Here is a 13,707-nt window from a genome sequence, read left to right as displayed (position 1 = left end):
TTTCACATAAAACAATAGTAAACAACCATAGAATCAATGAGCAATTAGTGAAGTCCAAGAATCTGATCATCCACTTTTATAATCATCATTTGAAGAAGAAAGTGGTTTGCCTAGACATCTACATAAGAACAGATATAAACGATTTAAAACCCACTGGGTTTCATCATAAAAGAATTCCTAAATGGAATTGAATATGCGCATAGAAAGTTTCCGTTTCGTACCACTCGATGAATCATTGCTTCTGATTTATCTACAAATCATCAGACTAAACCTTAATACCTTCTAGTAAACAATTGGGGATAATCCACTACAAAACCCAACTCATCAAAGGTGATGAATGACTCGAAATCCTGGCTTTGAAAATTAAATAACCTGTGCATCCCTTTGTTTTCAATATAAGTATAGGTCTGTTTCACTTTCTGTACGTCCAGCGCAGGAACAGAAACATAGACCATTTCAAACTCTCTTTGTTGATTAAGCTTCCAGTTAACCCGGTTAATGGGCAACGTGTTAGTGAAAGGAGTGGCTGATAAATCCACATCAATCGCTCCATTTAACTCACTCATTCTGTTTCCGTGCTGATCAAACCACTCCCCTTTTCCAGTAGAAGTGATCTGTAAGACCTTCCCTTTTCTGTCTTTGATGGTCACGCTTTTCGTTCTCCATAAATCGTCGAATTCCATCTGATAATCGATTTGTATAGGAGAATTTCTATCCAAATAAATTACTGTACTTTCTGCAAGAATGGCATTTTCTTTAGTAAAAAGATTTAAATACTCACAGCCAAACGTTTCTTTGGTCTCCCAGACCATCTCTTTTGAAAACATAATCACACCTCTTCAAGACTTGTTTATTCATATGCTGCTTCTTAGATAAGCATGAAAAATTTCAATGCTATTTCTCATGCACCTCTACAAAAACAGTGCCAATTATTTTATCGTCAATGACTACGTCCAACTTCCATAATCCTTTTTTAGGCAATGCCATATTAGAAGGAATATGATGATCGGCTCCGTTATTCGGGCTAAGGGATGATTGTCCTTCCCTTTCCGGCACCACAACGATTGGCTCTTTTCTTTTTTCATGGGTCCCGATTACTTGAAAGGCACCGGAAAGTTCTTCTTCACTTCCCCAGAAATGCCACATATACTTATTTATGCGATTTGTATAAAAGCGGTCTACCTCACTGTTTTCATAAATAAACCCTGCTCGGCCTTCTTGACCAATCATAGAGAAATTATTTGATTCAAAAAGAGGGCTTTCCTTCCAGTTTTCAACCTTAATCATTTCTTCTGCCTCGATTTTGCTGTTTTTATCAGAGGAACCGGCACAGCCTGTCAGAACGATAAGGCCTATTATTGAAAAGAAGAGTACTAGAAGCCGTTTCACTTTAAATCCCTCCTGTAACCATACTTTTTGGAGCGCTCTTTCGCTTCAAATATACCAGATATATACAGTTACGAATACAGGGGTTTGAATATTCTTTTAATGGAGAACGTAAATTTTTCATTCATTTATTGCAAGTAGAAATTTGATAGGATTTTATAGTTTTCATGCATCAAAATAAAGAAAGTCCGTAAAGGAAAGAACCTCCCTTTACAGACGAATAAAACACCAACATCATTTACTTTTAAAACAAAAAGCCTGTCACACATCTCGTTTATTAAAACTGTAAATCGAAAAAAGAACTGCCACTACTCCGTACAACAGCGCATACCAAATCATCACATTGCCTGGGACCGAGACACTGGTGAACATCCCTCCTTGCGCCATTGATAATGGGTTATCCGTTGTATCAAATAACAAAATGGTCATTTTGCGATACATGGAATCTATCGGAAAAACAAGGCTCATGATAATCCCGATGTTTACGAGGCTCGCTTTCTCGATTACCGCTCCAAATTGTTCGATAAAGCCTCCGATAAAAGCTGCTCCGTACAAGATAATGGCCACAATCCCTGCATTTAAGGTAGTCATGCGTGTGCTCAACAATAACCCAAACGCGATTAAAACAAACGGCTGAATCGCAAACACACTTACGGCTTTGATCATCTGTGCCAGGCTAATGTCCAACGCCATCCAGTCTGCTCCAATCCCTTGGTGCAGCAAGATGATACTGAAAAATAAGGAGACGGCATAAGCAATCATCAGAAGAGCTAATCCGATAAACTTCCCCAGGACAAACTGGGACCGGGAAATCGGCCGCATCAGCCACGTATCAATTTGATGGCTTGCCACTTCTCCTGAAATTGAACTGACACTGGCCATGATTGCCAGCAACGCTGTAATAAAAGACGAAAAATAAAGGCCGACTCCTAAAAGCTGCGAAGCGATAAACTGCTGCATTAACACCACTTCAGTTCCTTGGCCAGCATTCCCGACTTCTTCTGCTCCTTCTTTTCCAGCAAAATAAATGGCCGTTCCATAAAGCGCCAGAAAAATGAGCGTCATAATAATGGTAATCAAAAAAATACGCTTTGATACCATTTCTTTAATGGTTAATTTACCGATTGTCCACATAAGCGCTCTCCTTTTTCTGGTTCACCCAATGCATGAAAACATCTTCTAAATGCGGGATGATCGGCTTTACTTCAAACACATCAATTCTTTGGGAAGATAAATAATGAAGGATTTTGGGTATATCACTTTCACTTTCAAGCTGAATCAGCCAACGCATACGCCCTTCTTCTGCTTTGACTTTACGATAGCTTGTCACAAAGGCAGGAAATGGCGCTCCGATAGACCCTGCTGTGACGACTTCCACTTGTGCTTCCGTCATCATCAATTCTCGCCATGGTCCTTGAACAATCATTTCTCCTTCGTGGATAATTGACACTTGATCACATAAGGACTCGACTTCATGCAGCAGATGGCTATTTAAAAAAACCGTCTTCCCTTGATCTCGCAAATAGCCCATGAGATCCCGGACATCTTTGCGCCCGATCGGATCGAGTGCAGAAGTGGGCTCATCCAAAAAAATCACCTTTGGATCATTTAAAATGGCACAGGCTAAACCAATTCGTTGGCTCATCCCTTTTGAAAACCCACTGATCCGGCCTCTTTCTTTTCCGGTCATTCCGACTAACTCGATGACTTCTTCAATCCGTTTGTTCCGATGCCGGACGGGTATTTTACACAATTCCGCATGGCTGTCCAATAGCTGCTTTCCAGTTAACCAGTCAGGATAGCGGAACAACTCGGGTAGATAGCCCACCTGTTCCCGTGATTTTGTCGTTCCAATCGGTTCTCCGAGAATAAACCCTTCTCCGCTTGTCGGCTGCAGCAAGCCAAGAAGCGTCCGGACAAAAGTGCTTTTTCCAGAGCCATTCGGACCTAAAAAACCATAGACAATTCCCTCTCCTATGGACAAGGTCACATCTGATATGCCGCCTTTTCCATCGTATGTTTTCGTTAACGAATTCGTCTGAATTACGTTCATCCTCTTCCTCCCTCATGTTCAGAAAAAAGTTCAGAGCGGAACGTGGCCACTCTGAACTTTTAATTTCACATTAATTTACTTGTTCGCTTAAACCAATCAATTCATCTGTACCCAATTTGCCTTCAGCAAAAATTGTATGAATATCACCATTTGCCTGCCAAACAATATAGGAATGCTCTTCACTTTCAATGGCAAAACCTTGAGCATCGCCTACACGGACTTCAGTCATGGTGGATCCTTCTGTTGCAGCATAAGGAATTGGCAATGTCGATTCAATATTGTCAATACCGGCCAGCTGCGTCTTCACATTTTCAGGCAAGAACGGGAGAGAAAGCAGCGTAGCTCTCAACTGCTCGATCGACACGCTTTCAGGACCATCGATTTCCGGAGATTTCGTGCGCATATAAGAGATGTATTGGCCATCCATCACGTAATCTGTGTGAACAGCTTCATATGTTGATACGGAAAAAGGCTTTCCATCTAATTGGGCTTCAAACTGCTGGTCTGAACCTAACTGAGCCAATAACTGATTCGCTTTTTCTACATCCAAAGTAAATGTGATCGTGGATGCCGGCATCACACTTACACCCTCGACGTCAACTTCCCGTAGCGCAGGTACTGAATGGCCGGCTGCTTCAGCTGCTTGTTGGCTTTCAAAATACGTTGTCTCTCCAGCAGCCTCTGACATTTCCAATTGCCCGATGCCTTTCAAGTCGAGAGATCCTTCCTTATTCTCACTGACCCAGTTCTCGATTTCACTTATATCATTCTGTGTCAATGTCACCACCTCAAACTGATTCACACGGAATAAGGATAGAAATTGATTGGCTTCTACCCGGACTTGAGGGTGGGCAAATGAGCTGAATAACGCTGCTGCTACGGCTCCTGATAAGAGTAAACGTTTCGTTTTCGTCTTCAATGTACTCCATCCCTTTCTGTTTTTCACTTCTCTATTTTCTGCCAGTTTCTGATTGTCAGCATGCTTAAGATTTCCCTCGAACTTTGACCATGCCTGATTCGTATTAACATGGATGTCTTTTACCTCTAAGGTTTGTTCACAAAAAGACTGCAGTTTTTGTAATTCATCGATTTTTTCACGGCAAGTATGGCAGCTCTCTAAATGCTTCATAATTTGTTTTTTCTGCTCACGGCTAACTTCTCCATCTAAATAAGCCTGCAGCACTCCTAAATCATGAGACGTCATTTATCTTCTCCCCTTTCTTCCATATAAGAATCTTTAAACCGTTTTTTAGCGCGAGCCAATAAAGTGCCAATGGATATTTTTTCTACGCCTTTGTCTTTTGCAATTTCCTCATAACTGTATCCTGAAAATTTCATGATTAAGATATCGCGGTCCCGCTCAGATAATTTCATTAATATTTTTTGAACTTCATTGATGTCTTCAAGTTCCATGTACCGCTCTTCAACAGAGCCAGATGCACTGTTTTCATAGATTTTTTGTTTGTCTTTACGGGCATGATGGCGTTTTTCAGTTCGAATATGATTATAGGCTGTATTTACAGTAACTTTTGTCAGCCAGCCATGTATATTTTCAATTGTTTTTCGATCCGTATGATACAACTTTACAAATACTTCCTGGGCGATATCTTCTGCAATGGCTTGTTCTTTCACAATAACGAGAGCTTTCCGGACGACAAGAGAGTAATGTTGTTTGAATAAATTCTGAAATGTATCTTCTTTTGACGAATTGTTTTTGTCATTGGACAAATTCGCCTTCACCTCCATCATTATTTCCTCCCTTCAAAAAGCCCTTATTATAAAGACACCGGATTTCATAATTTTATGACAATTTAAGAGACATTTCTTTTTTCAATAGGATTAGAAATGATGACTAACTGTGGCAGCTTTTTATGTAATTATTTTCATTATGAATTTAACACATTATTTATCGATTAACAATAAATATTTATTCATTTTTTCACTTTCCTTTAAAGAATATGCAAAAAAATTAATGAAATAAAAAAGCAACAATTAAATAGGCACCCATTGTTTTGGCGAGTTGGGCATATAGTGCCTGCAGTTGGGCATAACCATCCGAGACTTGGGCATAAATGATTGAAAGTTGGGCATAACCTTCTTGAACTTGGGCATAACGAATAAAAGCAGCGAAGTGTCCATAGTTTATGCCGGCAAAAAGGCTAGTTGTTCCTGAAAGAAAAAAAGAAAGCTTGTCTCGCCGCTAAAACGGCCTGACAAGCTCTCTTTCATTATCTCCCAATTACATATTGCTCAAAGCGGTCGTAATCCGCCCGGCCCAGTTCCAAAAACTAATCCATATTTTGCGAAATAGTTAAAAGCCCCACATGCGGTAGCTTAATTTCTTTTATTCTTCAATAGTAACTTCTCGTCTCTAAATCCTTTTTATCTGCAAGCCTTCAAGAGTTAAAAATAAAGAGCCTTTTTGCTAGAGATTGGCATTCTTCCATGTTACGCTTAATGTCCAGAAACAAATGGATTCTTTCAGACTTTTCTTAGTCACTTTCCATGGTTGGAAAGGAGATTTCTCATATGAAATATAACAGCATTAAGGTTTTTCTAGAGACAATGAGTGAATACAATACCGTTAACATCAATCAGGTATTCACTATGGAAGACGGTCAAAGCTTATCTGTTCGTTGTCTGGCAGGCACCACTACTTTTGAAATTTCCAATGTACATACGCAAGAGGTTATTCAAAGCGATTCACTTGAAAAAACAGCTGAGTACATCGTTGCTTTTTTAGCTTCTTATGATTTGAGCATTAACTCCTGATGTTTCAGGGGTTTTTTTTCGATTAAAAACTGGAAAACAGGGTAAAATCTATATAGCCGAACCCTGGAATTCCTATAAACATGTATCAACTAAGTCACAGATGGAAAGAGCGCGATATTTATGAAGCTGGAACACATTAAGAATCTCTTGCAGATTTCGTGCAATTTTAATACTTCTTCTATCAGCCATTCCTTCTCGATTGGCGTGGATGATACGCTCATGGTGAAGTGCATAAAAGGTACGTTCATCCTTGAAGTGACATCAAGTGAAAATCTGCAAGTTGAATATTATACGTCGATCGATCAAGCAGCTGAAGCTCTCTATGAAAAAATTCATGCCAATAAAACTAACTGACTTCCTTAAAAAAGGGAGTTTTTGTTTGTTCGCTGCGATTGGACAAGACCCATGAAGTTTCCTCCTCCAAGTTCACTCCGTTTCCCACAACCAACTCCGCAATTAGTCTGGATAAAATTTTGCTGAACCAGCAAAAACCGGGTCTTGAGCGTTTCTTTTATACCCTAAAAGCAGAAAAAAGTTATTCTGATTACTTGCAGGATATCATCTTTGAATTGGAGAAATAATACGTACTAACATTAATGATGACAGGAGGAGGTACAGATGACATTCGAATATAAGAACATTCTTGCAGCTGTTGATGGATCAAATGAAGCTAAAAGTGCATTTGAAACGTCAGTTGAAATCGCCAAGCGAAACAACGCCATTCTTAATCTGATTTATGTAGTTGATACCCGTTCCTACTCAGCCATGACAAAACGTGTACCAAGTATAGAGGATGATCGAGTCTTTGCGCATGGAAGAGAACTTCTCGATAATTACAAAAAGGAAGCCCAAGCAGCCGGCCTTCCTGAAGTAAATGTATTTGTCACCCCAGGTTCCCCCAGTAAGGTCATTTCGCGCGATTATGCAAAACGGGTGCAGGCTGACCTAGTTGTCTGCGGAGCCCAAGGCATGAATGCGGTTGAGCATTTTTTGATGGGAAGCGTGTCTGAACATATTGTACGTTCCAGCCCTTGTGATGTTTTAGTCGTCCGCAGAAGTGAATCCGAGAAAGCAGAAGATCAAAAAAGAGCTGATCTTAAATAATAATGTGGCGGATTCTTGCTTCTAAGTTCCAAAGAAGCCAAGTTAACTAGATGTCCAGCTAACTTGGATTCTTGGATTATACAGAGATATTAAAAGAATGAAGCTGACGGATAAGTGCTCGGTCAGCTTCATTCTTTTTTATTTATAAGCGAAATATCCGATAAAGCCGGAAATTATAATTTTTTTCAATTTCTACATTCCAAATTCCATCCAATTTATGATAATGAGCTTTTGAATTGTCTGCTTTTATTACAAGATTTGTATCAACCTTTTCGAAACCTCGTTTTTTATTCACAACGATTTGGATAAGACAATTGATTTTGACCGATAGGCTGGGAAGAATTCCGTTTCCTCTCTAACACCTAGGCAAGCGCACAGTTCTTGATAAATTTTTTCATTCCAGATTTTTCGCCCGGTATAAAATTTGAAAGCGGTCTGTCTGCCAAATTGCTTTTTAAAAATATAAAGATTATCTTCTGGACTATTGGTTCTTCCGCCGCCGCCGTGTATTAAGTCTATGCCATGCTCTTTCCCCCAAAGCGTCAGTGCATAATTTAAAATGGACGCTGGCGAAAAACAATGGAATTCCGACAAGGTCCCCGACAGATGGGTATGTGCAAAATTTTCATAGACAAAGTTCAATCCAGCACCGATTACCCGCCCTTCATACAGCACTTCAACGAGCAGTATATTTTTCCCTAAAAGCAAGATCAAGTTATTAAAATACTCATCTCCGAAAAAATAATACGTATCGGCATGATTGCGCTCCATCGTTGCATAATAGATTTTCTTGAATTCGGTCAAATCTTTTGGGTTCAATGTCACGCGGTATTCCACGCCTGCTTTTAAAGCCTGCCGGATATTTTTGCGGGCTGACTTTGAAAACTCCATCTCAACCGGCTGTTCGTAATCCTTCAAATTGGTCCCGACGGTGCAGCGCAGATGAGTGACATCGTAACAAGTATGAAAATCCTCCGCGTTATTGAGTACGGGATGGAAACGGATAAATTCACTGACGATCCGCCGTTCAGTGCAATACTGCTGGAAAGCGGCCTCAAACGCCTTAATCAAGTCAGAGGTGCGCCCTTTTTCACATTTTAGGATTTGGGGTCCTCCATAGCCATAAGGCGTTACGAGATCGTAATATGCTTGCCCTTCTATCCGCTCAGGAATCTCCCGTTTAATGAACGAATGCTTCACTACCCCAAATTTATGTTGGAAATTGAAAACCTGAAAAATTCCGTTTTCGATTTCTTCAAATAAACGGCCATAATTTTCCTCAAAATAGATATCTTTCATCTCATTCCCCCCTTTTCTCTGCAAATGAACGACTCATGCGTTTTGCGGATTTATGCTTCTTTATATTTATTCGAGAATTTTCATGCGTCGCTTCTAAGCCATTCAGTGTATTGATTCTCTGAAGCTACCTGTATATATATCTATAATATAAAACTTAAGTGAAAATTAAGTGAAATTTTTTCTTTTACAATAAACAAAGCTCGTTTCACCTTGTCTAAGTGCAGATGAGTCCGAAGCATTATTTTATAAAACCGAAAATTTTTATAGCATATAACGAAATAAATGGAATTGATAAAATAAAATTGTTCATAAAAATATACTATTATAAACAAAGAAAGGAAGAGAAGAGGTGCTTTTTCAGCCTCTTCTCTTCCTCGTATTTAAAAAACTTCTGATAAATGGTCATATGGCAACTGATCATCTTAGTTTTGAACAATTCCCTGCAATGTTGAGGGAATTTATATTTTTCACTGATTTAAAAAGCAGGACATAATAAACTCCGAAGATTTTTGATTTCTTGGGTCGATAAATCAATATCCCTTTCTAAAAGGCGCGTATTAGTTTTGCCTTTTACCGTTGCAAGAAATAATTTGCTTTTTACAAGAGAAGTTGTTTGAAAGGCAAGCAATTCATTGATTTTAAGAACTTCATAAAAGGTCAGTTGGTGCGGCATAGAAGTTCCTCCATTCATTAGTTAACATTGATCGTTATTTATGTTTACCCTTTTCAACTAAATATAACCTTATTCTGTAAATACATTGTATTTATTATCTTTTTTCCATTCATTTGCTGTTAGTTTCGCATCTCATTATATATTGATGTCTTTTATCGACTTGATCTAAGTATCTATATCTGTGTGGAGAGCCCTGTGTGACCGCGTCTTACAAAATTCCCATATCCAAATCTGAAAGAGACGGCGATCATATACTTCACTGATACACAAGTTGCTTTACGGTGAAAGGTTTATCAGAATCGATACAGTTTTGCAACAGATTCAACCAACTCTTAAATTATATACGCCGCTTATACACCTACCGACAAGTGATGAAATATAAACCATTATTTTCTCAAATTAAATAAAACCAGCAACCTTGACAGGGTGCTAGTTTTATAAAAAATGTCTCATATAAGATTGTAATCATAATCGATCCTGTTGATGTTGCGGTGGCGAGCGATACCAGTAAAACGGCTCCTAATATGATAGGGAAAACACGACCGTTTTCATGGCATTCTTTGTAAGCAGTCTACCGCCCATAAGCGTTCCGACTAGACTTGCTGACCAATTAGCATAAAACTATCGTGACATCCAGAACCATGTGGTCCCCATTATATGGATCCTGGGAGGCGGAAAAAATGAACCCGAGATAACTCAGAAAATACTTATTTTGTAAGCGACCATTCTTATGCCTTACTTAATTAAACCGTTCGTAAAAGTACACTTTTCCCACAAAAAAAGGAGGGAAGATGTGCTTTGCCAGCCTCTTCTCTCACTTTGTATTCATGCAGCTTCTGAAAAGCCGGAATAAGTATTCACGCTTATTTCACAGTGTTTAATGCAGCTTCTTTCTGCTCCATTATCGTAGTACTATGAAGCGGATGGAATGATGAATTTGGGTCGATGTAGACTTTTGCATTGCTAATGGCTACTGGAGCTTCACCGAATCCACTTGCAATTAATTTAACTTTTCCTTCATACGTACAAATATCTCCAGTAGCATATATTCCGGGAATGTTTGTTTCCATGCGAGAATTTACAACAATTGAATTTCCTTCAATGTTAAGGGACCAGGATGAAATATGCCCTAACGAAGAAACAAAACCATAGTTAACTAAAATATCATCTACTTCCAGTTCCATTGTTATATTCTCTTTTGCATGTTTTAAACGAATTAATTCCGCAGAGTTTCCACCAATAAGTTCATGTAGTTTATAAGGCGTTAACTTTTCTACATTTGAAGTTTCCAATTGAGAGACACTATGTTCATGCGCACGAAACTTATCTCGCCGATGAATAATTTTCACACTTTCAGCAATTGGCTCCAGCATCAATGCCCAATCTACCGCTGAATCTCCTCCGCCAAACACTGCCAATCGGCGATTTCTAAACTGCTCTAAATTGTTGACGAAATAATGAATGTTGTCATAGATTTCTTCGCCTTCAACTTCTAATTTTCTAAAATTAAACGCCCCGTTGCCCGCAGTAATTAAAATTGTTTTTGTATAATGTATTCCTGCGTTTGTTTTTAACTTGAAATTATTATCTTCTTGACGTTCCACTTCTTGGACCGTTTCATTTAATGCCAATTCTACAGGAAATGCAGACATCTGTTCGGATAAGTTGTTAATCAAATCCTGCGCCTTTACTTTAGGCAGCCCTGCGATATCATAAATATACTTTTCTGGATATAGAGCCGAAAGTTGTCCGCCTAACTGAGGCAAACTCTCAATGATTTTCACCTTCATCCCTCGCATTCCTGCGTAAAAAGCTGAAAACATTCCAACCGGCCCACCACCAATAATAGTGATATCCATCATTTTCCCACTCATACTCTCACTCCTTTAATAGCCGCTTCTCTCTTGAAATTGCCTAACTAGATGCAGTGAAGTCTTCAAGTTTATAAATAAGTCTTTTCATACTTGGCATCAACTCAATAAGTACTCTGTATCTAGAGAAACCAACTAACGAACTAGAGACTTTAATTAGTTTCTTTGGATACAGGTAATGAGCATAGACTTTAAACTTCCGCATTAATCAGCATCGTCAAAAGGAGTACTCGACACCTTGATAGAATCTGATGGACAACTTTCAAAAGCCTCTTCAAGATCATCATGCAGGTCTTCTGGAACAATTTGTTTCCCTTGATTTTCATCAAGGATTACATAGGCCTCTCCGCTATCCAGGTAATCAAAAATGTTAGGTGCTACCTCTCCGCATGTTCCACAGGCAATACATGTTTTTTGATTTACAATGGTGAATTTCGGCATAATTCTGCCTCCTCGTATAATAATAGAAAGAATTCTTTTGCTAAAATTTCCGCTGACTGGTATGGCCAATATGAACTGACACTGCTTCTGCCAAATACGAGGCCTTCTTTCTTTGGCTCAATTCCCCCCATAATAGTCCATGCTTATTACTAATTTTCTTGGTTATAATGGATTAAGTGATTTAATGAGTGGTTTCAAATTGATCACAGTGCTTAAACCATCTATATAAAAAAGGAATCTATATAGATGGAATTCACTGAATGCACCTTTTCAATAAAAAGTTTTAGAAATTATTCATTCATCATTGCGACAGCTCGTACAGATCCTGCTGTGCCGTTCTTCACTTTAATCGGGAATGCACAGAACTTAAAACCGTGCTTCACAGGAAGAGAATCTAAGTTTGCTAATTTTTCGATGTGATAATATTCTTTTTTACGGGATAAAAAATGTGCTGGAAACAAGGCGCTTTTATTGCCTGCCTTCACGTCTTCTACCATAGCGCCAAATGGCCGGTCAAAAGTATAGGTATCAATTCCCATTAACTTAACGCCTCGATCAATCAACCATTCTGTTGCCTCACCAGTCATTCCGGGCTGATCTTTAAGATACTTTTCCGTATAAATGTATTTATCATAGCCCGTCATAATAAGTGCAATATCACCGGGTTTAATCGTATACTCCATATCTCTAAGAGCCTCTTCTATATCCTCCACAGTAATTCCGCTTCTAGGTTCTTTATGGCGCATATCCAAAACGACACCATCTCCATAAAAATCTTCTAAAGGCAACTCATCGATCGTACGCGCTGCCTTTCCTTCCGAAATTGGGCCGAAGTGAAATGGCGCATCGCAATGCGTCCCAATGTGAAATAAAAATTCTCCGCTCACATGTTCTCCAGACATGGCCATTCTATCTGGAAAATCATCAACATTTAAACCTAACCGGTCTGCCATTTGTTCAGCTTGTTCTTCACTGCTTGAAAACTCAACTTTCAGTTCCCAAGGCTCGGCCATCGGGTTTGCCTCCCAGTATGAACTTAGATCGTAAATCTTCATTTAAGTACCCCTCCAGACATTTCAACGATTAACGTTGATGATAAAAAACTGGAAGTAAGCAACTATCTATCCGCATTTGTAGATTTAAATAGCTTACTTCCTTTTATTATGTTTTCTAATTTCTCATTTTTCTTTTATCTATCAACCTTTTGTAACTGCGGTCTTTTTGATGCCTAAGATTTCACGGGCCTCATCCGGTGATGCAATCTCATAACCTAAATCCGTTGCAACTCCAACAATACGCTCTACTAATTGGGCATTACTCTCCGCTAACTGGCCTTTCCGATAAAAAACGTTATCTTCAAAACCAACGCGTACATTTCCGCCTAACAGAAGTGAAGCAATTGTCGCTGGATGCTGCGAGGCTCCGATACCCATGGCGCCAAACAATGCATTCGGTGGCAATTTCCGAACCAAGTGTGTGATATTTTCAATACTATAATCGATAGATCCCTGATTCATACGGTTCATCCCCATTACAAAGTTGAAGGATGGCGGACCATCAATGATTCCAAGCGGCATAAAGATATTCACTACGTCTTCTAATTGTGCGTGATTGAAGATTTCCAACTCCGGTTTAATCCCACGCTTTTGCATTTCTTTCGCAGCACTGATCAACCAGTCACGCGTCCACAAAGTTGGCTTGTCCATCCCTTTGTATTGGGCCATTGCCAACCCACAGTCTAATGAAAGCATTTCAGCTCCTGCATCCAGTACACCTAAACCATCGTCAATGGTACTTTCTGGAATCATCGCAGGCGCTGTGCTGAACTGCTGAATGATATTGCTTTTCGCCCCTACTTGAGCATTGATTTCTTTGAATACGTTCACATCATTTGTTTGAATACCCTTTTTATCACGCGCATGGATATGTGCGATTGCTGCACCCGCATTATAGCAGCGGTATACTTCCTCCGCGATTTCATCCGGATGAACTGGAAGTGCCGGATTTGCTTCTTTTGCATGGAAATTACTCGTCGGTGCTACAGTTACAATAATTTTTCGTTTTGCCATTATAAAATCCTCCTCAGAATGTAAAGTAATTTTGTATTG

Annotated in this window: 15 protein-coding genes; 3 read left to right on the top strand and 12 right to left on the bottom strand. The window is 39.3% G+C overall.

Annotated features, from left to right (window positions below; genetic code table 11):
- Positions 1-272: 272 nt before the first annotated feature.
- The 6 genes from ACSFXN_RS05810 to ACSFXN_RS05785 form a co-directional block, all read right to left on the bottom strand.
- Positions 273-827, bottom strand: a complete 555-nt coding sequence (locus tag ACSFXN_RS05810) for a putative glycolipid-binding domain-containing protein (protein WP_437149243.1) — start codon at positions 825-827, stop codon at positions 273-275.
- Between the two features lie 67 nt (positions 828-894).
- Positions 895-1,389 (bottom strand): DUF4871 domain-containing protein, encoded by a 495-nt coding sequence (locus tag ACSFXN_RS05805; protein WP_437149242.1) that lies wholly within the window; start codon positions 1,387-1,389, stop codon positions 895-897.
- 258 nt (positions 1,390-1,647) lie between these two features.
- Positions 1,648-2,520, bottom strand: coding sequence for an ABC transporter permease subunit (locus ACSFXN_RS05800; RefSeq protein ID WP_437149240.1), 873 nt, complete (start codon positions 2,518-2,520; stop codon positions 1,648-1,650).
- Positions 2,504-3,439, bottom strand: a complete 936-nt coding sequence (locus ACSFXN_RS05795) for an ATP-binding cassette domain-containing protein (protein WP_437149239.1) — start codon at positions 3,437-3,439, stop codon at positions 2,504-2,506. The genes ACSFXN_RS05800 and ACSFXN_RS05795 overlap by 17 nt, the downstream gene beginning before the upstream one ends.
- 70 nt (positions 3,440-3,509) lie before the next feature.
- The gene (locus ACSFXN_RS05790; RefSeq protein WP_437149238.1) at positions 3,510-4,643 is read right to left on the bottom strand and encodes an anti-sigma factor family protein; all 1,134 of its coding nucleotides are present in this window, start codon (positions 4,641-4,643) and stop codon (positions 3,510-3,512) included.
- Positions 4,640-5,188: an RNA polymerase sigma factor SigX gene (locus ACSFXN_RS05785; RefSeq protein WP_437149237.1), complete on the bottom strand. Its 549-nt coding sequence runs from the start codon at positions 5,186-5,188 to the stop codon at positions 4,640-4,642. The genes ACSFXN_RS05790 and ACSFXN_RS05785 overlap by 4 nt, the downstream gene beginning before the upstream one ends.
- A gap of 780 nt (positions 5,189-5,968) precedes the next feature.
- On the opposite strand from ACSFXN_RS05785, the gene ACSFXN_RS05780 reads away from it, so the two are divergent.
- The 3 genes from ACSFXN_RS05780 (at position 5,969) to ACSFXN_RS05770 (ending at position 7,315) form a co-directional block, all read left to right on the top strand.
- Complete coding sequence (locus tag ACSFXN_RS05780) at positions 5,969-6,211, top strand: hypothetical protein (RefSeq protein WP_437149236.1); 243 nt, start codon at positions 5,969-5,971, stop codon at positions 6,209-6,211.
- 120 nt (positions 6,212-6,331) lie between these two features.
- The gene (locus ACSFXN_RS05775; RefSeq protein WP_437149235.1) at positions 6,332-6,565 is read left to right on the top strand and encodes a hypothetical protein; all 234 of its coding nucleotides are present in this window, start codon (positions 6,332-6,334) and stop codon (positions 6,563-6,565) included.
- A gap of 264 nt (positions 6,566-6,829) precedes the next feature.
- Positions 6,830-7,315, top strand: coding sequence for a universal stress protein (locus ACSFXN_RS05770; protein ID WP_437149234.1), 486 nt, complete (start codon positions 6,830-6,832; stop codon positions 7,313-7,315).
- A gap of 291 nt (positions 7,316-7,606) precedes the next feature.
- Here the strand turns inward: ACSFXN_RS05770 and ACSFXN_RS05765 are convergent, their stop codons facing one another.
- From ACSFXN_RS05765 to ACSFXN_RS05740, 6 genes are all read right to left on the bottom strand, one after another.
- Positions 7,607-8,614 (bottom strand): GNAT family N-acetyltransferase, encoded by a 1,008-nt coding sequence (locus ACSFXN_RS05765; protein ID WP_437149233.1) that lies wholly within the window; start codon positions 8,612-8,614, stop codon positions 7,607-7,609.
- Between the two features lie 475 nt (positions 8,615-9,089).
- On the bottom strand, positions 9,090-9,287 hold the full coding sequence (locus ACSFXN_RS05760) for a hypothetical protein (RefSeq protein ID WP_437149232.1): 198 nt from the start codon (positions 9,285-9,287) through the stop codon (positions 9,090-9,092).
- 863 nt (positions 9,288-10,150) lie between these two features.
- A complete protein-coding gene (locus ACSFXN_RS05755; RefSeq protein ID WP_437149231.1) occupies positions 10,151-11,161 on the bottom strand; it encodes an NAD(P)/FAD-dependent oxidoreductase in 1,011 nt (336 codons plus the stop codon).
- Between the two features lie 201 nt (positions 11,162-11,362).
- Entirely contained in the window at positions 11,363-11,599 is a 237-nt protein-coding gene (locus ACSFXN_RS05750) for a ferredoxin (protein ID WP_437149230.1), read from the bottom strand.
- Between the two features lie 290 nt (positions 11,600-11,889).
- The gene (locus ACSFXN_RS05745) at positions 11,890-12,654 is read right to left on the bottom strand and encodes a cyclase family protein (RefSeq protein WP_437149229.1); all 765 of its coding nucleotides are present in this window, start codon (positions 12,652-12,654) and stop codon (positions 11,890-11,892) included.
- Between the two features lie 141 nt (positions 12,655-12,795).
- Positions 12,796-13,668 carry a 3-keto-5-aminohexanoate cleavage protein gene (locus ACSFXN_RS05740; RefSeq protein ID WP_437149228.1) on the bottom strand — a complete coding sequence of 291 codons (873 nt, stop codon included), beginning with the start codon at positions 13,666-13,668 and terminating at the stop codon, positions 12,796-12,798.
- Between the last annotated feature and the right edge of the window lie 39 nt (positions 13,669-13,707).

It is taken from the genome of Planococcus sp. 1R117A (assembly GCF_051417975.1).
Taxonomy (GTDB): domain Bacteria; phylum Bacillota; class Bacilli; order Bacillales_A; family Planococcaceae; genus Planococcus; species Planococcus shenhongbingii.
Note: the sequence above shows the minus strand (reverse complement) of the source record. Positions and strands in the feature narration are given on the sequence as shown.